Source organism: Lujinxingia sediminis (assembly GCF_004005565.1).
In the GTDB taxonomy this organism is placed as follows: Bacteria; Myxococcota_A; Bradymonadia; order Bradymonadales; family Bradymonadaceae; genus Lujinxingia; species Lujinxingia sediminis.
In genome coordinates this window covers 1-20,727 of record NZ_SADD01000011.1, presented here as the reverse complement: position 1 = coordinate 20,727, position 20,727 = coordinate 1, and the positions used below count along the sequence as shown (strand labels likewise).

Below are 20,727 nucleotides of genomic sequence, written 5' to 3'. Positions count from 1 at the left end.
CTTGTTACATTTTTTTAGCATTTTAAGGGCGGCACTCTTTGCGGGATGCGTACCTCCGGCTGAAGGGGTCGATCCGCTCCGTGATCCCGGGGAGCACTGGGAGATCGACGATCTGGAGCGCCCCCCGCGCGAGGTGCGCATCGCGCAGGTGGTGGAGGCGACCAACCGCGCCCGCGCCCGCGCGCAGGACTGCGGAGAGCACGGCTGGATGGAGGCGGTGGGAGCGGTGGAGACGGATGAAGCCCTGGCGATGGCGGCCACCGCCCACGCGCACGATCTGGCGACGATGGACGCGCTCAGCCACACCGGAAGCGATGGCAGCGACTTTGTGGAGCGGGCCGAACGCGCCGGTTTTGGGGGGCAGCCCGTAGGTGAGAACATCGCCGCGACCTTTCGCCTCGGCGAGTCCCTGGTGCGGGGATGGCTGGACTCCGACGATCATTGCCGGGTGTTGATGAATCCCCGGGCGCGCTATCTCGGCGTGGGCCTCTATGACAGCGCGTCCGGCGCACCCTTTTCAACCTACTGGGTGCAGGTCTTCGGGCATTGAGACGGCGCACGGCGATACGCTCGACCGGGGGCGCTCCCCCGGCGCATCGCGCTCAATCTCAGGCAGCCTGGCGTCTGCGGCAGGCAAGCTCCACACCGGCCGCAGCCCCCAACACCCAGGGGAGCAGCAGCGCGAGGGGCAGGAGCATATTCTGGAAGATCGTCGGCCAGATAAGTCCCACCAGCTGAGCGAGTAACCCGAGGATCGCGAGCGCAGCGAGCGCGCGCCAGATCAGGCGAAGTCCCCCACGGCTGCCCTCGCTGCCGAATGCCACCCGCAGCGCAAAGAAGGCCCCGAGCAGGGTCAGTGGGTTGGCCAGCAGGAGGTTGAGGTTCCAGTAGGTCACCGTATGGTCGGTCATCGCCGCCATCACAAAGAGGCCGGTGCCCACCAGCCCGAACACGCCGGCCACCGCGCCCAACACCAGGCCGAAGACCACCCGGGGCCCGCGCCGGCCGGGGTGGCGTGAGGCTCGCCAGCCCAGCAGCGTGCTCAGCGCGCCAAGAAGCACGCCCACGCCCGCCCAGAAGGGCCAGTGCGTCGCCGGCGTCTCGGGCGTGGGCGCGCGACTCGACTCAAAGACCCGATGGGTTCGAAGCGCCAGAGGCTGCGTGTTGCCCTCCTCATCGACATACTCAAAGTCGAGCACTGCCTCTTCAAGCACTTCGGGCAAGAACATCGCGTCCCAGACCGCGATGGGCCGGTCGATCTCGTTGTTCATCAGGAACATCAAGAGCCAGTCCATCGGCTTAAGGTGCTGGGAGTGGCGCCGCGTATGGCCTCGCAAGGTCAGGGAATCGGCCTGGTCGAACGCATCGTTGAACTGCCCGCCGACGGAGCGATCGATGATATCGCGCACCCGTGTGGCGCAGTTATCGTCATAATGATGGTAGAGGTACTCGCGGTTCTCCGGGCGCACGTTATCGGCAAGAAACGCCGCCACCTCCGCCCGAGTCTCCGGTGGCAGGTTGAGCTCGATCACACGCACGTCACGATCTTCGGCGATATAAAACTGGTAGGTCGGCGCCACAGGGGCCGGTGCCACCCAGAAGAGCAGTCGCCCCATCGCGAAGTTCATCAACATCCCGTCGCCAAACGAGAACATCCCGTAGTTGTAGAGGCGCGAGGTGTTAAAGCGGCGATCTTCCACGACGAGTGCCGTGTGACCGAACCACTGTGGGATTTGATCGCCCGGGCTAAAGGTCGCCAGGCTTATCACCAGGTCTTCCGGGCGGCTTAATCCCTTGCCCCAGGGCGTGTTGTAGGCCTGGGCCTCACGCGCACTTCCCAGAAGCGCCGCCGCCATCACCATCATCGCCATCAGTGGCAACAACGCCCTCTGCCACCCGGAGTGGCCCCATCGCTTCTGTCGACTCAAAACGAATACCCGAGGTTAAAGTGCAGGCTCCCAAAGCCCTCTCCAGGGCGGCGATCGAGCACCACACCGTAGTCAAAGAGCAGAGGAATCTGGTCAAAGATCACATAGCGCAGGCCCAGCCCGGCTGACGTGCGCACCCGGGAGAGGGGCGCCTGATCGGGAAAGGCGTTGGCAAAACACTGCGCGGAGCTGCGCCGACCGGCCTCATCGAAGCAGTCAACGAGCAGCCCGGCGTCGAAGAACGTTGCCCCGTACACGCTCCATTCCTTGATCAGCGGGTAGCGCAGCTCGGCGGTATAGCTCATCGTCAGCTCGCCGCCCAGCGGCTGCTGACGCGCGCCCACCGGCCCGAGCACATTGGTGGGGAAACCGCGCACCGTGCCCACCCCGCCCAGGTAGAAGCGCTCATCGGGGGGCACCAGGCTCTGGCGCTCGGCAAAGGGCACGATCTGCCCGTAGCGCAGCCCCTGCCCCAGTACGTAATCCCCGCGCCCGTCCAGACTGAAAAACGCGCTGAGAGCCGCCGAGAGGCGCAGGTAGCTGTCGCCGATGAGATCTTCGCCGTCCTGGCTCAAGGCGTCTCCACTGACCAGCTCCGGCTTAACCTCCACATAATATCCGGAGCGCGGATTGAGCGGGCTGTCGCGGCGGTCGAAGTTGATCTCCGGCAACAACTTCGCGGTGGCGCGCCTGGGTGAGAAGATGCGCTCACCGGCGATGCGCGGATCGTTGGCCGTCCAGGTCGCCGCCTGCTTGGCCTCCACTCCGAAGGTCAGATAGAGCCGGTCGGCGATCTCCTCAAGCTCCTTGCGCAGCTCCAGCCTGAGCCCCCACTCCTCACGCAGCACCTGATCGTTGGTCACCCCGAGCAGATCGAGCAGATAGAAGGGCGTGATCGTCAGAAAGAGCTTATCGACGCCGGTCTGGCTCTTTAAAAAGCGCGGGTGACTGTAGATGAGCTCCGCCCCGAAGAGGTAATCCAGCCCTCGCTCCCCGGTCTCGCCAGCCCCGGCGGCACGCGCAAGCTGCGCGAGTTCCAGCGTATCCACCGCCGAGATCAGCCGGGGCCGAAAACGCTGACCGGTGCCCAGGAGGTTGTTGTCGGTATACTGCGCCTCACCGGTCAGAAGCAGCCGTCGACTATCGCCAAGCAAGTCGCGCCCCTCCAGCCCCACACTAAACTCCACAAAGCGCGCCCGCGACTCCTCCACGCTGATGATCAGCGCCGCTTCGATCTCATCGGCCCCCGCGTCGACGTTCTCCAGGCCGATGGTTTCAATGCTCACCGAATCAAAGAGCCCCAGCTGGCGCATATTGCCCTGGCCTTCGATGAGCTTTTGCACATCGAAGCGGTCCCCGGTGCTCAGGGGCAATTCGCGGTAGATCACCGAGGAGCGCGTGCGGAAGTTGCCTTTAAGCAGCACCTCGCCAACGCGCACCCGGGGGCCCTCCTCAATGGTGTGCTGCACCCGCACCGCCTCGGCCATCACCCCGCCAGAGAACTCGCAGACCGGGCTGCGCTCCACGCGCTCGCAGGCCAGCGCCGCGTTCACGCCCTCACGCCACTCACAGCGGCCACGCTCCAACTCCGCAAAACTCATCGCGCGACAGGTCTGCGGCAGTTGCGGCGCCTCACAGGGAACCTCCTCCCCGGTGAGCAGCCGGCAGGTCGTTGTGACCCTGGCCAGCGGATAGCCGATCGCGCCGTAATACTGCGAGATCCGCGACTGGTCGGCGCGCACATTCACCGGCACAAAGGGATCCTGCGGCTTCACCGAAAGCATCGCCTCCAGGGTCCCCGCGGGCAGCGCCCGGGCGCCCTCAAGATCCACCCGATCCACAAGGGTCTGCGGGCCCTGGCGCACCTCCACTCGCACCCGCATCCCGGCACCGGAGTCATTGACCTCCAGCAAGAAAATCGGCGAGAGCGCCTGCAGGTAGCCTTGCGCCCGCATCCGCTCTTCCAGTGCGCTCATGTCGGCCAGCAGGCGGTCGGTCTGAAGAAAACCCGCCGTATCAAAGATGCCAAAGGCCTGGGTACCGAACTCCGAGAGCAGCTCCGCCTCCGAAAAGGCCCGCGCCCCGTGAATGCGCACCTCATTGATCTGCACTTGAGGCCCCTCCTCGATCTCAAAGCGCAGCGCACGATTGAGACGATCTTCGGCGCTCTCTTCGCCCTGCACCCGCGCGAAGGGATAGCCTCGCGTCTCGTAGAGCTGACGGATCGCGCTCTCTGCGGCCCGAATCTCATCGGCGTCAACATAGCCCGACGCAAAAAAGGGCAGCTGGGCGGTGAGTGTCGCATCATCAAAAAGTCGGCTGCCTTCAAAGCTCAGCGCCCAGAAGGGCCCCTCGTCCATCTCGAAGAGCAGACGCACGCAGCCCTCATCGCCATACTCCTCGACTTGCTGATCGACCACACGGGCACGGAAGTAGCCCAGGCGGCGGTATTCGGCGATCAGCGCGTCGCGCCCCTGACGCACCGTCTCGGTGGTGTACGTCGGCAGCAGGAGCGGCACGCGACGCGAGAGCACCGAGACATCGCTCAACAGCAGATCTTGAGCCCGGGCGGCGGTCATCCCCCGCACCCCGCGCAGGCCGATCTCGCAGATCGAACGCTCCTGACCGCGTGCCACCTCAAACACCAGATCCACCAGGTGGCGCTCCCCCTCCACCGGGTTGACCACCATGCGCACCTCGGTGTCGTAGTAGCCCTCCCGCTCAAAGATCGCCGCAAGGCTCGCAAGCTGCGCCTGAGCCCGCTCTGCACTCTCCAGAAAGACCTGGCCCGGGCGGTACATCAGCACCTTACGAAGTTCCGTCTCAAAGGGCGGGGGGTTAAGCCCCTCAAAGCCCACCCGACGAATCAGCACTGCCCCCTGCGCCTCCAACGCCACGAACACCGAAGCGCCTACCCGACGTCGCTCCACGGTGACCGCCGAGAAGAACCCGGTTTTGAGCAAACGGCGCTCCGCCCGCTCAATGGCCTGAGGGCTGTAGGTTTGCCCCACATAGAGCCCGCTTAACTCGCGGAAGCGATCCACGCCCAGCGGACGCTGGCACAGCTCCAGATCGCAACGAAAGGCCACTCGCCCGATCGGAAGCCCCTCAAACTCCTGATCGATCGCACGCCGGGCCTCGCGCGCTTCATAGATCTCGGTGAGGGGGTTGAGCGGACTCACCGGCACGCCCACCCCGCCCGGGGCACCGCGCAAGGTCCCCGATGCAGAGGTCTGCGAAGGAGGCGCCTGCGCCTCCGCTGCGTCCAGAGGTTGAGACCGCTCGGGCACCGCAGGCCGATCCGCCTGCCCACCTCCCCCCTCGCTCTCCTGGGCATAGGCACAGGGCATCGTCGACAGCCATAGAGCACAGAGCAACACACTCAGCACTACGCCCTGCCAGCCCCCTCGCCAAACCTGTCCACCAACCTCACTCACACCCGCTCCGGCCCACATCTGTCGCCGGGGCTCATGCCCCGACCACACGCCACACCGACACTTTTTGCCCGCCCCCCTCAGTCCAAAGGCAGCCGGTAGCGCAACTTCAAGTCGATCAAAAACTGATTGGTCTCCGTACGGCTGCGCTCGCTGAGCTCGGTCGACCAGTGGTCACTCAAGCGATACTCCAGCTGGTAGAGCTGCCCGCCGGTGGCGTCGGCAAAGCCCGTATCCAGCTGAAAACGCCAGGAGAGCCGCCGGGTCAACGTATCGCCAATGCGCACCTGGGTGCGCTCCACACCGGGCATGATCGTGAACTCCTCGACCTTGACCACATCCTGAATCTCCCGCTCCAGTCGCCCGAGCAGGGGCCCCAGCGCGATCTCCAGCGTCGGGCGGCTGGCGCTCGACGCGGTGAGCTGATCGACCGTGCACCCGGTCAGCAGCAGACTCAAAATATCGCGCTGATCCGCATAGGGGTTGCTCTCCATAAGCAGATCCAGGTTATCGAGATACCCGCGGATGTTCATGATGATGTGATAATACTCCTGACCGGTGGCGTCGAGATTGGAGCTCAACGTCATATTCGAGCTGAGCTCATCGAGAAAGTCCGACTCCCGGCAGGTATTGCGCACATCGGCACCGGCCACAATGTCCAGGTAGGGGTTGCCCACATCATCATCAAAACGCACCGTCCCCGAACGCACCTCGAACGACTCCCCCTGAAACGCCACCTCCCCGTCGATGACATCAACGGTGCCGGTGATGCGCGGGGCCACCAGAGTGTCGCGCACCCTCAAGTCGAATCGAAACTCCAGATCCAGCTCCAGCCGCTCCACAAGACTCTGCAACCGGAAGCCGTCACGGGCGCGCACGTTCATATCAAAGCGCACATCATTGAGCGCCGGGATCATCTCAAAGAGGCTCTGCTCATAGCGTTGCGCGCGCCGATTGAACGCCCCCAGCACGCGCCCGGCCAGCTGTTGCTCCACAATGCGCACCCGCTGGGTGTAGAGCCCGTCCAGGATGTTTAAATCACCGGTGACAAACCACGTCTCCCAGCGCTGCCAGTCGGTGGCCTGCATACGCAGATTGGTATCAAAGGCCAGCTGCATCATCTCCGGGATGCGGTAGCTCATATTATGACTCCACATCTGCAGATCGAGCGTGCGCGGCTGGTTGGAGAGGTACCCGATGGTGCCCGCCACCCGCGTCTGTCCCCCGATGACGACCCCGGCCAGCGGCCGATCCCGCGGGATCTCGATGCCCTGATCGCTGAAGATCATCTGCCCGCCCTGCAAGGCGATGGGCTCGGGCAAAAAACGCACATCCCAGTCGCTCGGGCCGAAGTCGATCACCCCTTCGGCCAGCACGTTCTCCGGCGGACCACTCACCCGCATGTCCATCCGAGCGCTGCCGGTGGCCTCCACAAAAAAGTCGGGGAAGTACTCCGGAAACCCCGCCCGCACGCTCTCCAGAAGGCCCAGGTCAACCTCTCCCTCCACCCGAACATCGAGAAGTTGCGGGTCGAGCAACACCCCGCCGGTGAGATTGAAGTAACGCCCCCCGCTCCCCAGCGTGGCCTGCTGAAACTGAATCAGCTCCCCGTTATTATACCCCACCGCCACCGGCCCCCGGTTGGTGATGGTGCGCTCGCGGCTCTCGACCTGGAGCTGCGTCAGGTAGAAGAGCGCCTGATAGCGCGAGAAGTCCCGCTCGATAAAGACCTCGCTCACCCCGGTGGCCTGCGCCTCATCAAGCATCGCGTTGTCACGAAGCTCCGGCATAAAGGCCATCAAGTTGAGTTCCTCCATGCCCACCTGCGCGTAATAAGGCGACTCCCCGTCGAGCGGAAGCTCCATAGAGACCGACACCCAGGGAAGAAGCCCCCCGGCCAGATGCACCACTCCGTCGAGGGTATGAATCGCGGCGGCGACATCCCCGTAAACCCGACCGTCCAGCGCCAGATCCTCGACTTCAGCCCCCCCCGAGAAGATCGGCTCCTCGGTGGTGCCTCGCCCCTTGAGATGAAAGCGCGCCTGGCCGCTGAGCGCCATCGGCAGACTCTGAAGCTCACGCACCTGCCCCAGCTCCATCGACTGCCCCTCCAGCTCCATATCGAGCACACCATCGTAGTCATACCGCCCCTCAAGACTGAGCCGACCGGCCGGACCGAAGTTCGCCCAGCTCCGCTCCAGCACGACGCCCTTCGGACTGAACGCCCCCCGCGCGCGCGCGCGCTCCACCATCTGCCCGCGTAACGAGCCCCCCTCCCAGCGCGCATCAAAGCTCCCGGCAAACCCCTGCAACGCCCCGCCCAGCTCCACCTCCGCGTCGAGTTTACCCGAGGCCATCAACTCCGGATGAATCTCACCGCTGAGCAGCCCCAGCTCCAACCCCCGCACCTCCACATCGAGATCGACCGGCTGACGCGCGCGCTGCTCCCAGACCGGCCAGGGCTGCGGCGCTCCCGGCTCCGGCGGCCCGGCCATCCAGCCCACCCGTCCGCTGGCGCGCAGGGTGCCAAAGTTGGAGTCAAACTCCCCGCGGGTAATCATCACATCGCCTTGCGCGATCTTCAGATCGAGCGCCAGCCTCTCTCCCCTCAACGTGTTGGTCGCATCCAGGCGCCAGCCCGGCTCCTCCATGCGCAGCTCAAGCTCAAGCTGTGGGCTGCCCACAAAGCCCGCCATCGTCATGTCGATCGACGCCGGCCCGCTCAGGCCCCCCATCCCGTAATAGTCCGCATAGGGCGCCATATCGGCCAGGGTGCCCCAGAAACGCGGCGGCCGCGCATACTCCGCAAGCCGCATCGATGCGATATCCTGAATGTATCCGCGCATCTGCAGACGGTCCCCTCCCGAGCGAACCCGCGCATAGGGCACCCCCACCCGCCAGGCGTCCAGCCAGACCTGACTGCCCCGCTCCATCACAAGCTCCCGGTTGGGGAAGAGCAGATCATTGTCGCGCACCAGACGCACCTGGCTTGCCACCTCCACCTGCAAAAAGCGGCTGTGCGCGGCGTGCAAAAGCGCATAGGGCCGCTCCGGATCAAACTCCGAGCCCACCGGCAACTCCCCGGTGAGCATCGCCTCCCCGCTCATCTTCCCGTGCAAAAAAGGCTGATCCTGCTTGAGATCCAGCGCTACCAGCGCCGGGTCCACATCGTTCATCCGCGCGTACGCCCCGAAACGCTGCTCCAGGATGTTGAAAAACGCCTCGTATACCTCAAGATCCCCCTCATAAAACGACGCCCGAAGATCGCTGGTCGTCACAAAGCGGTTGTTCAACTGAAGACGTCCCTCCACATCCTCAAAGAAGAGCCCGTTGCCCTCCAGCACCGCCGCTTTCACCTCCCCATGCCCCTGAATCTGCTCCAGACTCCCGGTCACCTCCAGATCCAGGCGCTCGATGTCAAAATGCAGATTATCCTGCAGAAAATAATGAAGTAGCGGGCTGTGGTAGGGCGCGGAGAGCTGCCCCCAGGCGTCGTAAAACATCCCTCCCCCGCCGGCGATCGCCTCATCCGGAAAGGACATCGTGCCCCCGAAACGCAGGCCAAAGCCCTCGATATCGGCGACAACCTCCTCGACCGCAAAGCCCTGATTGGCCCACTGCCAGCCGCGCAACGAGAAGTCGCGAACCTCAAAGGTCCAGTCGCCGCGCTCCTGAGCAAAGCGGAACAGCTCCGGCTTAAAACGAAAATCCGCCCGGGCGATGTCCAGCGCATCGACGCTGATGAGCACCGTCTCCGGCTCCACATACACGCTGCCCCCGTCGATCACGATGTCCGGCACCCGGAAGTCGAAGCGCGTCTCTGCGAACTCAAAATCCGCATCCTGAAGATGCACCCGCGAAAAGCCCACAGACAGCGGAGCGCCCTTCTCCTCATCGTCCTCGCGCTTATCTACCCCCAGCGCCCGCAGAATATTGAGTTCGCCCTCCTCATTGAAATACAGGCCCACACGCGGCTCGCGGACGTAGGCCTCCTCAAACTCCAGGCGCCCCCCCAGCAGCATCAGCGCGCTGAGGTCGGCACGCAGCTCCGGAACCTCGATCACCGGCTCTCGTTGAGGTGTGAGCATCCGCGCCTCATAGCCCCTCAACCGGGTGAGGCCCGGGCTCAACCGGGCATACTCAAACTCAATGTAGCCCCCGAGCACCCGGTGGAGCTGCCCCTCCACCAGCCGCCAACTTGCCGGTTGGTTCGCCCCGAAGTACACGAGCGCCCACAGGCTCATCAGCATGAGCGCCGGCAAAAAGAAGACCAGCGGGATCTTCACGTAACTTCGGTAGACCCGAAATTGAATGTCATCGAGAAGTGCCATCGTCGCTCAACTGCCAGGCCGTCTTCGACGGCCCCTCCTTGCGGCGAATCCCGGGTAGCCCTCCAGAGCGGCCCGTACCGAACGCCGCCACTCTAACACCATTGCGCCCGCGCTCCGAGCGCAGCCCACCCGAGAATCCGGCCGCCCCGGCACGCCGACCTTTGAGACGTCACCGCGCGCCGATTTCATCAATCGCCATGGCATACGTCTGCCGGCTCCCGCAACACCGGTCCAGAACACGTCCCATGCACCTTCGCCCCCCGGAGCTGAAATACCCCGACACCAGCGCAGTTGACACATCCGAGAGCCCCGGCTTACCTTCGGCGGGAGTTTTTCCACACCCGCTCCCCCCTGAGGCAGTCGACGCGCATGGCTGAGAACAAGAAGCGACGGCGCACCGCAAACAAACGCGGCGCCCGCAAAGGGCTTCGTCGTAGCAAGACGATCGCCCTCAAGAAGCTCTCGGAGGCCGAACGCCAGGAGATCGCCGAGGTCTTCCAATCCATTGAGAGCAAGCGCCCCGCCCACCGCGACCAATGCCGCATGGCGGAGCGCCCCTGCCCTTACGTCTCCTGCAAATACCACCTCTACCTCGACGTCAACCCGCACACGGGCTCGATCAAGCTGAACTTCCCCGGACTGGAAGTCTGGGAGCTCTCCGAGACCTGCGCGCTGGACGTGGCCGACCGCGGTGGCATCACCCTTGAGGAGGTCGGCGAGTTGCTTAACCTCACCCGCGAACGCATCCGCCAGGTCGAGGCCACCGGCCTGGAGAAGCTGCGAGACGAATACGACGATTAAGCGTCTGCCCCCACATAAATGCTCAAAAGAAAGAAAGCGCGTCCCTCTCGGGCGCGCTTTTTTGTTACGTCAAACCAGCCTGCCCGCCCCCACCGGGATCAGAAACGTCGCAAGGTACGCAACCATCCCTCTCCCGGACCGGTCTGCCCCTCATCGCCGCGCCCAAAACACAGCAGCTCTCCGTCCTGCGTTACCACGCAGCTATGCGTCCTGCCCGCACTCACCGCCTTAAAGCCCGTCACCCCCAGCCCGACCTCACGCGGTGCTTCAGCTTTGCCCCCATCCTCACTGATCTGACGCTGGTCATTGGCTCCCCAGCACTCCAGTCGCGCACGATCCGCGGTGATCGCGCAACCGTGACGCGTGCCCACGGCAAGCTCAACATAGCGCGACGTCGTGTCGGCCAGCTGCGGCGCGCCCCGATCGTTTCCATCCCCGCTGGCGAGTTCGCCGTTGGGGTTCATTCCCCAGCAAAACAGCTCACCGGCGGCGTTCAACCCGCAGAAATGCTGCGCCCCTCCCTCCATCACATCAAAACGCACCTCCGTGGCCAGAAGGGCTGGCGAGGTCACGATGTTGGCAACGTCTTCCCGAAACTCCAGCTTCATCACATCCTGATTTCCCCAGCAGGCAATCTCACCGCTCGCGCGCTGCGCACACGCCATCGCATGCGCTGTGGCCACCTGCTCCGCCCTAAAGGAAGTGTCACCTATCGGCATAGGCGTATCAAAAAAGGCGTCGCCTTCACCGCCGGGCGCGCGCGCGATCTGCCCATTATCGTTGACTCCCCAGCACATCACGCCCTGCGAACTCGCCACAACGCCGCAGGTGTAGGCCGCGGCAGAATCAAACATCTCCAACATCACGTCCTCCTCCCCGTTTGCCATACGCCGTACCAGCCGGGTGGGCACGAGCACCTGCGTTGTATCCTGCGTGCGGGGCACTCCGGCCTGCCCCGCACCGTTGCCCCCCCAGCAATACGTCTTCCCCACGGCGCTCAGACCGCACGCAAAAGACTGCCCGGCGCTCAGTCGCTCGAAACGAAGATCCCCCTGCACCGCCCGGGGCTCCGCGCGCCCCTCCAGCGTCCCGTCGCCGAGTTGCCCGCGCGTGTTTACCCCCCAGCAATACGCCTGCCCCACCGCCGAAAGCCCGCAACTAAACGCCCCGCCCGCAACCACATCCTTCCACTCAAAGTACACTTCAACAGCGAGCTCCGCCTCAACATCGCCGACCCGCGCGCGCAACATCGCCTCACCGCTGGCCACACCATAGACACGCCCCGACGCATCGACGCTCATCACCGCAGGATCGCTCGACGAAAACTCGACCGACCGCGGCGCAGTCTCGTCACCATTGGCATCGAGAAATGACACCTCCACCACCCGCGCATCGGCCACGTGCACCCGTGCCGGCACCAGCGCCAGTCTCAACTCCGCCAGCGGGGTTGCCACCTGCACGCGAGCCTTTGCACGAGCACTCCCATCCTCGAACTCGGCCGAGATCTCGGCCTCACCCAGGCTCACCGCCTCAACCCTCCCCAGGGCATCCACCTCAACCGCATCCGAAGAGCTCATCCAACGAAGCGACTCCTCCGTCATTCGATCGCCGGCCTCACCGCGCCAGAAGACCTCCATCCTCGCCCTCTCCCCGACCTCCAGCACCAGAGCCTCCGGCCGAAGCATCAGCCGCTCTTCTCCCGGACAGAATCCGCAGTCGACCTCCCCACCACATCCGTCTTCAAAGAGTCCACAACCACCAACGGCCACGCAATCGATCGCCTGCGGCTGGCAGACCCCGGCGTCCTCATCACCCCGGGGCTGGAATAGGTCCGGATCTTCGATACATCCACCCAGGAGCAGCATCCCCACAAAACACACCGTCACCCACCACCCGGCTCGCCATCGCATCGATACCTCGCTGCAGATTCTCATCGCCCGACCATGCCTTCCTCAGGCAGCCGCAGACATCATCACGTTGCAAAGGTTAACACAGGACGAATGGCCTCAAAACAACCCCCACGCTCTCCCCTTCAGAACGTCCACGCCCTCTTCCTGGACCTGCAGACCACCGGTGGCTCCCCTCTGATGGCCCACCCGCTGGAGCTCGCGTTTCAACATGGCGTGCAGGGCCAACCCTCAAGCCTGACCTTCGAGCTACCGGAAGAAGCCTCACTGACACGCCACGTCCAAAAGATGCACAGGCTCGATCAACCTCGCGAGCACGCGCTGCCATCAGCGCTCGCCTGGCAGACGTTTGCCTCTGTGCTGAAGCCCGGCTCCCTGGTCATCGCTCATTACGCGCGCTTTGAGCGCCGCTTTATCGAACATGCCCTCCCCGATTGTGACGCCCGTTGGCTGTGTACACACGCCATCGCACGGCGCCTCCTTCCGCAGATCCCTCGCGCCGGCCTCACGGCCATCGCCGGCTACTTCGGCCACCGCCTGAATGCCAAACACAGCGCTGCCAGTCACCTGGAGGCCACCATCGTTGTCTGGCACCACCTCACAGCGTTGCTCCACGACCGGCACGGCATCACAACCCTCGAAGAGCTCGATCGCTGGCTCCAGGCTCCGGCCACACCTCCGGCAGCCGACGCGGCAGCATCGCGTTACGCCATCGACCGTGAGCACCGTCTGAGCCTCCCTTCAAGCCCGGGCGTCTACCACTTCTACGATCGCGCCGATCACCTCCTCTACATCGGCAAAGCCACCGATCTTCACTCCCGGGTCAACTCCTACTTCCGCACGCGTCGAGGCCTCAGTGAAGCTCGCAAAGAGCTCGTCTCCCAGGTCGCCCGCGTCGAAACACACGCTTATGCCACCGCCCTTGAGGCCGCTCTGGCTGAAGTCGACGCCATCAAACACTTCGCTCCGCCCTACAATCAGGCACTCCTCCCTCGCGACCACCCCGCGCAATACCTCAACCAGGCCGCGCAAACCTGCGATCACCTCACCTCCGAGTTCCGCTTCGGACCGCTCTTCTCGCTTCGCGCCCTGCACGAGGCCCGCGCCATCTGGACGCTGGAGGAGCCCTGGCCCACCGAAGCGGCAACTCTCGCCCGCACGCGATTCGCACGCGATCACAGGCTCACAACACACGCCTTCGGACCGCTCAGCGCCTGGCTCCAAGCAGGCCTCGCGCTCTGGCCTCCTCCCGAGCCCGAGCCCGAGCCCGACGACGGCGAGCGTCACGACGCTTTCCCAGACCCAACACGGGTCGACACCGAGCTCATCGCCCTCCTTGACGAAGACGCTATCTACCGCCGCCTGCAATCCTGCGCGCGACACTTGAGCTGGCAGATTCGCCGCGCCCGTATCCTCAGCCAACTCACCGACGCCCGCCTGTTCTGGACCCCGTCGGCCCACCCCGACATGCTGCGCACCATCGAGCTCCGAGAGGCCCGCATCACCCATCGCGACACTCTGGCGCTCTCGACAAACCTCCCTTCCTCCTCCTTCCCCGCCCGACCCTGGCTTGAGCGCCTTGCCCTGCTCGACGGTCCCACCCACGACCGACTTCGCGTGCTCGCCACTGAAATCCGACGCCTCATCCCCGATGCCCCCCTCCTGCGACTTCACACACGATCGGGGGTGTACGAACGCGACGCCCTGCGCGAGATCTGGACGCTCTTCTAACCTTCAACCCGCACCTCTCCCGCCCAAGAGTAGACTCCGCTCCCCAATTTCTGGCGCATTTACCCCGCTGCGCATACAACCAGAGAGATCCCGCCTCAACCCCGGCGGCCCTCGCGCAGCTCCTCTGCTCAGGACCTGCACGAACCCACCACGCTCGTTCACATCGACGGACCTCGCAGGCCCGCCCATGGCCAACTTCTCGCCAGAACCCCGCATCGCGATTCCCGCGGCCGCCATCCTCCTTTTGGCCCTTGCCGCTCTTCTGCTCTGGCCTCAAAAGGTCGATCCTCCTCTCGACACGGCGATCGAATCTCCCACACCTCCCCTTGCAGCAGCCCCACGCTGGCCGCTGACCGACGACGCGCCGACCTTACACTGGGAGGTCGGCACCACCGCCCTACTGCGCCTCCCCGACGGCCAGACCCTCGCCCCCACCCCGGCCCCGACCCCGCATCACTGGGACGTCCACCACCTGGATGTCGAGGGCTGGACCGCGCTGGCTGCCCGGGCCGACAACGGAGACCACGCCACCTGGTGGTTCACCGAAAGCAGCCCTTACGCCATCCTCGACCTTCAAGCCGATCTCAGCCGTGGCGACTGGTCCATTGAGCTCCCCGACCTGCCCATCCGAGCCTACCCGGCAGACCTTCTCGCCAGCATCAACGCCGCTGAAGAGATGGACGACGTGCCCCTCGTCGCGCTTACCCTGCAGAGCCCGACCGGCCCGTTGAGCCTCGCATTCGACGGCCCCGCGGTCGCCAGTCTCGACACATCCACTTCACCCGTGCGACTGCGCCTCAACGCCCTACCTCGTGACTGCGAGAGCCTTCTCAGTGCCCCCTCCCGCATTCGCCTCATACTGCACTACGGCGATGCCCCTCTGCCCCTGGCAGCTGCTGGCCCCGCGGACGCAAGCTCCCAGCTCATCCCCATCTTTGCCGAGCCCACCAACCGGGGCGGCGACCCCTGGGAAGAAGGTCGTTCCCGCGACGCACACGAATTGGCCCGGCGCATCCGTGCGCTGATCTTCGGCCACTCCAACACCGACGATCCTCGCTACGGCAACGGTGGCCTTCTTCAACAGAACATCGGCGCCAGCTTCGTGATCCCCATGGCCTGGTGGACCTCTCCAGCCATCACCGCGCTCCGAGAAGACCTGGAGCAGACGCCCTACGAGCTCATCCTGGCGACCGAAACCCCCGAACTCGCTCCTTCGGGTCCCAACCTACACACCGATGCCCCGCTGGAATGCGCCACGCTCGCAGAGCGCTCCTTCGTCACCAGCGCCCCGACCACCGACGCCCCGACGTACCACCTGGGCTCATGGTTGCCACAAACCCCGCAGCTCAAGGCCATCGCTCCGACGCGGGAGACAATCCTTGACCACCTCCTCCCCGAGCAGGGAACCACCGGAGGCCTACGCCCCGGCCGTCTCACCCTGACCTACCTCCCCCTGATCGCCTCGCGGAACCCCCTGGTCGATAGTTTCGAAAACACCCTGCTCGTCCCCGAGCGCCAGGGACACTGGACTCTTCATGAAGACCTCGCCCGCGCACTCGTCACCTTCGAGTTCCGCGAAGACCGCCCTACCCTGGCCATAAACTCCCTGGCCACACGCGCCGTCTCACAACGTCTCGAAGATCGGTTGGCCCTCTGGCAACCCGACGGAACGCTCAGTGACGCTACAAGCCTACTCCTCACCCCCGGTGCGACGCGTCAGCCGACCTCTTCCGAACTCACACCTCCCACCTCGCTACGCTGGCAGGTATCGCTTCAGAGATGAAAACGCTGGCCCGGTGGCGGACCCATCGCCTCTAGCTCGCTGAACGTCGCCCGCCGCACCTCCACGACCTCCCCGTCAAACGTGAGATCCTTGCCGGCAAGGGGATGATTTCCATCAACGACGACCTCCTCGGCCTCCACCTTCTTGATGCAAAACATCACCGCGCCCGCAGCGATCCCCAGGCCGTGATCATCAATGCCCAACTCCAGGCGAGCCCCCTCCACAAGCGTCACGTCCGCCGGAAATCGCCAGCGCGCCACCCGCTGACAGAGACGCTCATCATAGGGCCCAAATGCCTGCGCCGGGCTCAACGTCACGCAGAAGCGCTCCCCACAGACAAGCCCGCTCAACGAACGCTCCAATGCCGGCAAAATCTGCTCGTATCCGTGAATGTAATAGCGCGGCTGAAACCGTGTCACTTCCTCGATCAGCTCGCCGCGTCCATCGCATACCTTGTAGGCCAACCCCACACGACAATCCCTGCCTACCCGCATCTCCGACCTCGACCGCTACGGATGCCCGTCCGCGGCGCTCGTCTCAGGCCGGCTCCAGCGTCGCAATCTCCGCGCGCACGCTCTCAATCACCTGCTTCGACCAGCTGTCCTGCGGACCCGACAACGACTCCTCAAGCGCCTGGCGAGCCTCCTCCTCACGCCCCTCCGCCGCCAGAAGCCACGCTCGCAGCGCCGCCAACTCGCTCCTACGCGCTGGAATCTCGTCGCCAACTCGCCCCTCGACAAGCACAAGCATCGCCAGCGCATCACTGCGCTCCGCTGCCTTCCCCGCAAACTCCACCATCGCCAGCGTTCGTGTAAGTCCGGCCCGAGGATGCCCCGGATCTGCCCATAACGAGCGCGTCATCTCCTCTTCATATCCCTTCATATCCCCCTGACGCAGCGCCAATTCCGCACGACACGCCCGAAGCGCAGCCTGACGGTGCCCCTTACCCAGGTCCTCGCCAAGCTGACCGAACTGCTCCAGCACTGCTTCGTGATCTCCCTGACGCAACGCCACCTCGATCAACCACCGGCGCAGCTCCGCCTCATAGTAACTCGGCGCAAACCGAATCCCACCCAGGAGCACCTCACGCGCCTGCGAGTAGCGCCCCTGCCTCACCAGCGCTCGCGCCCACACCGCCCGCTGATTCGCCGCCTCCCTGCGACTCCGCAACATCGAGGGCCTCCCGCGACGACTCGCATAGCGCTCCGCGGCTTCCACCTCCCCACGACCCAGCAGAAAATGGCCCACGTGCACACGCAACAACAGATGGGCCAACAAAAACACATAAGGCACCAGCATTAGGCCCATCGCTTTGGGGCGGAAAAACTCCGCCCACAGCTCCCACCCAGGCTGCGCTGAGAGCCACGCTCCCACCAGATACGTCACTGCTAGCCCCAGCCCCACCCCACCCAACACCGACACCATCGCAGGATACAAACGCGTCCACACCCTCTCGCCCTCGCTCAAAAGATCAAACTCCGTAGACGCTCACCACCATCAAGCGCAATCAACGATCCGGTCAGAAAAGCCCCGGCTTCCGAGGCCAGAAACACCACCACGCCCACCACGTCGCGGGGCGTCGTGAAACGCCCCAGCGGAATCCCCTCTTCCACCCGCTCCACCAGCGCCGCATCCGTCCACAGACGCTCGTCACTTCCTTCCGTACGCACAGGACCGGGCAACACCGCGTTGACACGAACACCCGTCCCACCCCACTCCACGGCCAGCGTCTGCGTCAGATTGTTGATCCCCGCCTTGCTCGCCCCGGAGTGCGCCATCAGCGGTGAGCCGTACTCAGCGTTGGTAGCACTGATATTGACGATGCTTCCCTCCCGCCCTTCATCCAGCCAACGCCTTCCCACCGCCTGGCTCATCAAAAATGTCCCGACCAGGTTGATGTCCAACACGGTTCTAAATCCGTGCGCACTCATCGCCACAGCAGGGCTCATAAAGTTCCCCCCGGCATTATTCACAAGTACGTCCACACCCCCGACGTCCTGCCAGATCCCGCGAACGACCTCTTCGACCCGGGCCTCGTCTCGAACATCGAGGGTATACATGCACGCACGCCCTCCCCGGTCCTCAATCGTCTTCACCACCCCGGACAGCGGGCCCTCACGCCGGGCCGCTATCACCACCATGGCCCCTAACTCACCAAACGCCAGCGCCAACGCTCGACCGATGCCGGTCCCCCCGCCGGTGATCAGCACGACCTTCCCTTCAAAGAGCCCCGCTTGAAACACATTCATCGGGCTCGCCCCCGCACACGTCCTGTTAACAATCGGCCAGAAAACACTTCGACTCCGAGGCCTTGCTCACGCTCTCCGCAATGCTCTCGGTGAGGTACTCCACCGAACCGATAACATCCTTGTCCACCCCTACCGGATCAAGGACCTCCTCCCAGGCGAACTGATGTTCCTCCCCACAGCCAGACCACAACGAGTAGCCCCAGCGGTCGGGTGAATACCCGCGCCACAACGCGACATAGAGGTGTTCCGACTCACAGAAAAGGTGATTGTTCGGATCTTCCAACGCACGATCGACATCGACCTGCGAGCTGAAACTCAACTTCTCGTGTTCGGTGAACTTCTCGGCTAGTGAGTGCGCAATCGTCTCAAAAACCTCTGGAGGCATCGGCCCTGGCTCAGGCTGCTTCATCCCCACGTCCTGAAACGTCACCGTACGAAATACAAAGTCTCCACCGGTCAGCGTCAGGTAATGAGGAGAGTAATAATGCTTGCGCTCCACAACGTCGCCAGAGGTCGCAGCTCCCACCGCTTCCTCCTGCCCGGGCTCAACTCCCCTGGCCTGCGCCTCGACGCCCGGCACCCCGGGATCCGCGGCGGGCTCACCCTTACACCCAACAAAGGTTATCAGACCGGCCACCATCACCAGCCCCACACTCCTGCCGCCATGTCGTTTTGCATCTCGTTTCAAACCTGTCTCCCTGCGCCCCTTATCGGACGCCCTGCATTCGAACCCTACGTCGTGGCCCTTACAAATGGTCCAGGATCCGGTACCCGGTTGCCTTCATCTCGGCACGCAGCTCCTCGATATGCTCGACGCCACGCGTCTCCAACTTTAGCTCTACATTGGTCATACCTAAAGGTGCCCCGTCGGCGAAGGTTCGATTATGATGAATCTCCAGCACATTCGCACGAAGCTGCGCAATCTTGCCGAGAACCTGCGCAAGCGCCCCCGGCGTATCAGCCAACTGCAAGTCGAGCCGATATATTCTCCCCGATGCAGCAAGCCCCCTCTCAATGATACGCGCGATCACGTTCACATCGATGTTCCCCCCGCTGATAATCGCACACACGCGACGCCCCTCCACGTTGGCTATCTTGCCAGCGGTCAGCGCAGCGATCGTCGCCGCAGCTGCCCCCTCCACCACCATCTTCTCCTGCTCCAACAGCACGAGAATCGCGCTCGCCACCTCCTCCTCGCTCACCGTCACCACGTCGTCGAGGTAATGCGAGAGCGTCGCAAACGCCAGATCCCCCACACGTCGCACCGCAATCCCATCACAGATCGTCGTCGCCGGCGGAAGCTCCACAACTTCCCCGTGCGCCATCGACGTCTTCATACTCGCGAGCACCTCGGCCTCAACGCCAATGACCCGAACCTTTGGATTGGTCTCCTTAATCGCGATCGCGATCCCTGAGGCGAGCCCTCCCCCACCGATCGGTACTACCACCGTATCGATGTAGGGATTCTGCTCCAACAACTCCAGGCCCACGGTCCCCTGGCCCGCAATGATCGCCGGATCATCGAAAGGATGAATGAAAATACGCCCCTCCGCCTCGGCCAGCTCCATCGCATGCGCAAACGCTGCGTCGAAGTTCGTACCATGAAGAACGACTCGCCCCCCGAATCCCCGAGTACGGGAGATCTTCACCAACGGGGTGCCCTCCGGCATTACGATCTTCGAATCAATGCCAAACATCGTCGCATAAAGCGCCACTGCCTGAGCATGATTTCCCGCAGACGCAGCAATGATCCCCCGCTTCTTCTCCACCTCGCTCAGCTGCAATAACTTGTTGCAGGCACCCCGCTCCTTAAAACTGCCGGTTCGCAGCAAATTCTCGAGCTTCAGGTAGAGCTTACAACCAAACTGCGCACTGAAGGCCTCACTATGCGAGCACGGCGAACTGGGAATATAGCTGCGTACACGTGCGCGCGCCGCTTCCACCTCCGCAAAACTCACCAGTGCACCGCCCCCCTTAGCCTCATCACCCATCTTACGCTCCTGCGATTAAGACACGCCGCTTCGGACCTACCCTCGGCCGAAGCATACTCAGCTCAATGCCCCCCGACCAGCCAGGATCGATGACGCAGTGCGCCACCTACAGCGCCTCAATACCCCCGATTTTTCACGAAGCGAAAACACAAAAAAGCCCGCCCCCTTCTACGTATGTAGAAGGGGGCGGGCTTTTGTAATGAAATGGTTGGCAGCGACCTACTCTCCCACGACCTCTCGGTCGCAGTACCATCGGCGCTGGAGAGCTTAACTTCCGAGTTCGAGATGGAATCGGGTGGACCCTCTCCGCTCTAGCCACCAACCACACTGTTTAGACAGTGTCTTTAGAATGGTAAACGCTTTATGTTTTGCGTGTTCTGCACAGAACAAGACCGCGACGCCCTGGAGCACTTCAGATGATTCGTGTCCGCATCCTTTGATGCGCTTTAAAAGAGAAGCAAGTGGTTAAGCCTCCCGGTCGATTAGTACGAGTCTGCTACACACGTTACCGTGCTTCCACATCTCGCCTATCCACGTCGTCGTCTTCGACGGACCTTAAGTCAGGTTAACCC

13 protein-coding genes and 2 rRNA genes are annotated in these 20,727 nt (G+C 63.7%); 4 read left to right on the top strand and 11 right to left on the bottom strand.

The annotated features are described in order from the left end of the window. Position 1 precedes the first annotated feature (1 nt). Positions 2-550 carry a CAP domain-containing protein gene (locus tag EA187_RS15180; RefSeq protein ID WP_127780806.1) on the top strand — a complete coding sequence of 183 codons (549 nt, stop codon included), beginning with the start codon at positions 2-4 and terminating at the stop codon, positions 548-550. A gap of 58 nt (positions 551-608) precedes the next feature. Here the strand turns inward: EA187_RS15180 and EA187_RS15175 are convergent, their stop codons facing one another. The 3 genes from EA187_RS15175 to EA187_RS15165 all read right to left on the bottom strand — a co-directional run bounded on the left by EA187_RS15175 (position 609) and on the right by EA187_RS15165 (position 9,693). Next, positions 609-1,928, bottom strand: coding sequence for an Lnb N-terminal periplasmic domain-containing protein (locus EA187_RS15175; protein WP_127780805.1), 1,320 nt, complete (start codon positions 1,926-1,928; stop codon positions 609-611). After that, positions 1,925-5,365, bottom strand: coding sequence for a POTRA domain-containing protein (locus tag EA187_RS15170; RefSeq protein ID WP_164856307.1), 3,441 nt, complete (start codon positions 5,363-5,365; stop codon positions 1,925-1,927). The genes EA187_RS15175 and EA187_RS15170 overlap by 4 nt, the downstream gene beginning before the upstream one ends. Positions 5,366-5,442: 77 nt before the next feature. Next, positions 5,443-9,693 carry a translocation/assembly module TamB domain-containing protein gene (locus EA187_RS15165; protein ID WP_127780803.1) on the bottom strand — a complete coding sequence of 1,417 codons (4,251 nt, stop codon included), beginning with the start codon at positions 9,691-9,693 and terminating at the stop codon, positions 5,443-5,445. 369 nt (positions 9,694-10,062) lie between these two features. On the opposite strand from EA187_RS15165, the gene EA187_RS15160 reads away from it, so the two are divergent. Beyond that, a complete protein-coding gene (locus tag EA187_RS15160) occupies positions 10,063-10,494 on the top strand; it encodes a sigma factor-like helix-turn-helix DNA-binding protein (RefSeq protein WP_115603607.1) in 432 nt (143 codons plus the stop codon). A gap of 98 nt (positions 10,495-10,592) precedes the next feature. On the opposite strand, the gene EA187_RS15155 is transcribed toward EA187_RS15160, so the two are convergent. Further along, positions 10,593-12,404, bottom strand: a complete 1,812-nt coding sequence (locus tag EA187_RS15155; protein WP_127780802.1) for a hypothetical protein — start codon at positions 12,402-12,404, stop codon at positions 10,593-10,595. Between the two features lie 90 nt (positions 12,405-12,494). On the opposite strand from EA187_RS15155, the gene EA187_RS15150 reads away from it, so the two are divergent. After that, complete coding sequence (locus tag EA187_RS15150) at positions 12,495-14,132, top strand: GIY-YIG nuclease family protein (RefSeq protein ID WP_164856306.1); 1,638 nt, start codon at positions 12,495-12,497, stop codon at positions 14,130-14,132. Positions 14,133-14,319: 187 nt separating this feature from the next. Beyond that, entirely contained in the window at positions 14,320-15,915 is a 1,596-nt protein-coding gene (locus EA187_RS15145) for a hypothetical protein (RefSeq protein ID WP_127780801.1), read from the top strand. Here the strand turns inward: EA187_RS15145 and EA187_RS15140 are convergent. The 7 genes from EA187_RS15140 to EA187_RS15110 form a co-directional block, all read right to left on the bottom strand. After that, a complete protein-coding gene (locus EA187_RS15140; protein ID WP_127780800.1) occupies positions 15,906-16,385 on the bottom strand; it encodes an FKBP-type peptidyl-prolyl cis-trans isomerase in 480 nt (159 codons plus the stop codon). The two genes, EA187_RS15145 and EA187_RS15140, sit on opposite strands and share 10 nt — an antisense overlap. 67 nt (positions 16,386-16,452) lie before the next feature. Further along, on the bottom strand, positions 16,453-17,382 hold the full coding sequence (locus EA187_RS15135) for a tetratricopeptide repeat protein (RefSeq protein ID WP_127780799.1): 930 nt from the start codon (positions 17,380-17,382) through the stop codon (positions 16,453-16,455). Next, positions 17,379-18,164: an SDR family oxidoreductase gene (locus tag EA187_RS15130; RefSeq protein WP_127780798.1), complete on the bottom strand. Its 786-nt coding sequence runs from the start codon at positions 18,162-18,164 to the stop codon at positions 17,379-17,381. Before EA187_RS15130 ends, EA187_RS15135 begins: the two co-directional genes overlap by 4 nt. A 25-nt stretch (positions 18,165-18,189) precedes the next feature. Then, positions 18,190-18,852 (bottom strand): hypothetical protein, encoded by a 663-nt coding sequence (locus EA187_RS15125; protein WP_127780797.1) that lies wholly within the window; start codon positions 18,850-18,852, stop codon positions 18,190-18,192. Positions 18,853-18,910: 58 nt separating this feature from the next. Further along, positions 18,911-20,125: a threonine ammonia-lyase gene (gene ilvA, locus EA187_RS15120; RefSeq protein ID WP_127780902.1), complete on the bottom strand. Its 1,215-nt coding sequence runs from the start codon at positions 20,123-20,125 to the stop codon at positions 18,911-18,913. 236 nt (positions 20,126-20,361) lie between these two features. Next, a 5S ribosomal RNA gene (gene rrf / locus EA187_RS15115) occupies positions 20,362-20,478 on the bottom strand. 138 nt (positions 20,479-20,616) lie between these two features. After that, positions 20,617-20,727, bottom strand: a 23S ribosomal RNA gene (locus tag EA187_RS15110); the annotation flags it as partial.

Bases quoted from the DNA above. Each gene is read 5' to 3' on its own strand.
- EA187_RS15150 (WP_164856306.1), top strand. From the start codon at position 12,495: ATGGCCTCAAAACAACCCCCACGCTCTCCCCTTCAGAACGTCCACGCC.
- EA187_RS15130 (WP_127780798.1), bottom strand. From the start codon at position 18,164: ATGAATGTGTTTCAAGCGGGGCTCTTTGAAGGGAAGGTCGTGCTGATC.
- EA187_RS15160 (WP_115603607.1), top strand. From the start codon at position 10,063: ATGGCTGAGAACAAGAAGCGACGGCGCACCGCAAACAAACGCGGCGCC.
- EA187_RS15145 (WP_127780801.1), top strand. From the start codon at position 14,320: ATGGCCAACTTCTCGCCAGAACCCCGCATCGCGATTCCCGCGGCCGCC.
- EA187_RS15165 (WP_127780803.1), bottom strand. From the start codon at position 9,693: ATGGCACTTCTCGATGACATTCAATTTCGGGTCTACCGAAGTTACGTG.
- EA187_RS15155 (WP_127780802.1), bottom strand. From the start codon at position 12,404: ATGCGATGGCGAGCCGGGTGGTGGGTGACGGTGTGTTTTGTGGGGATG.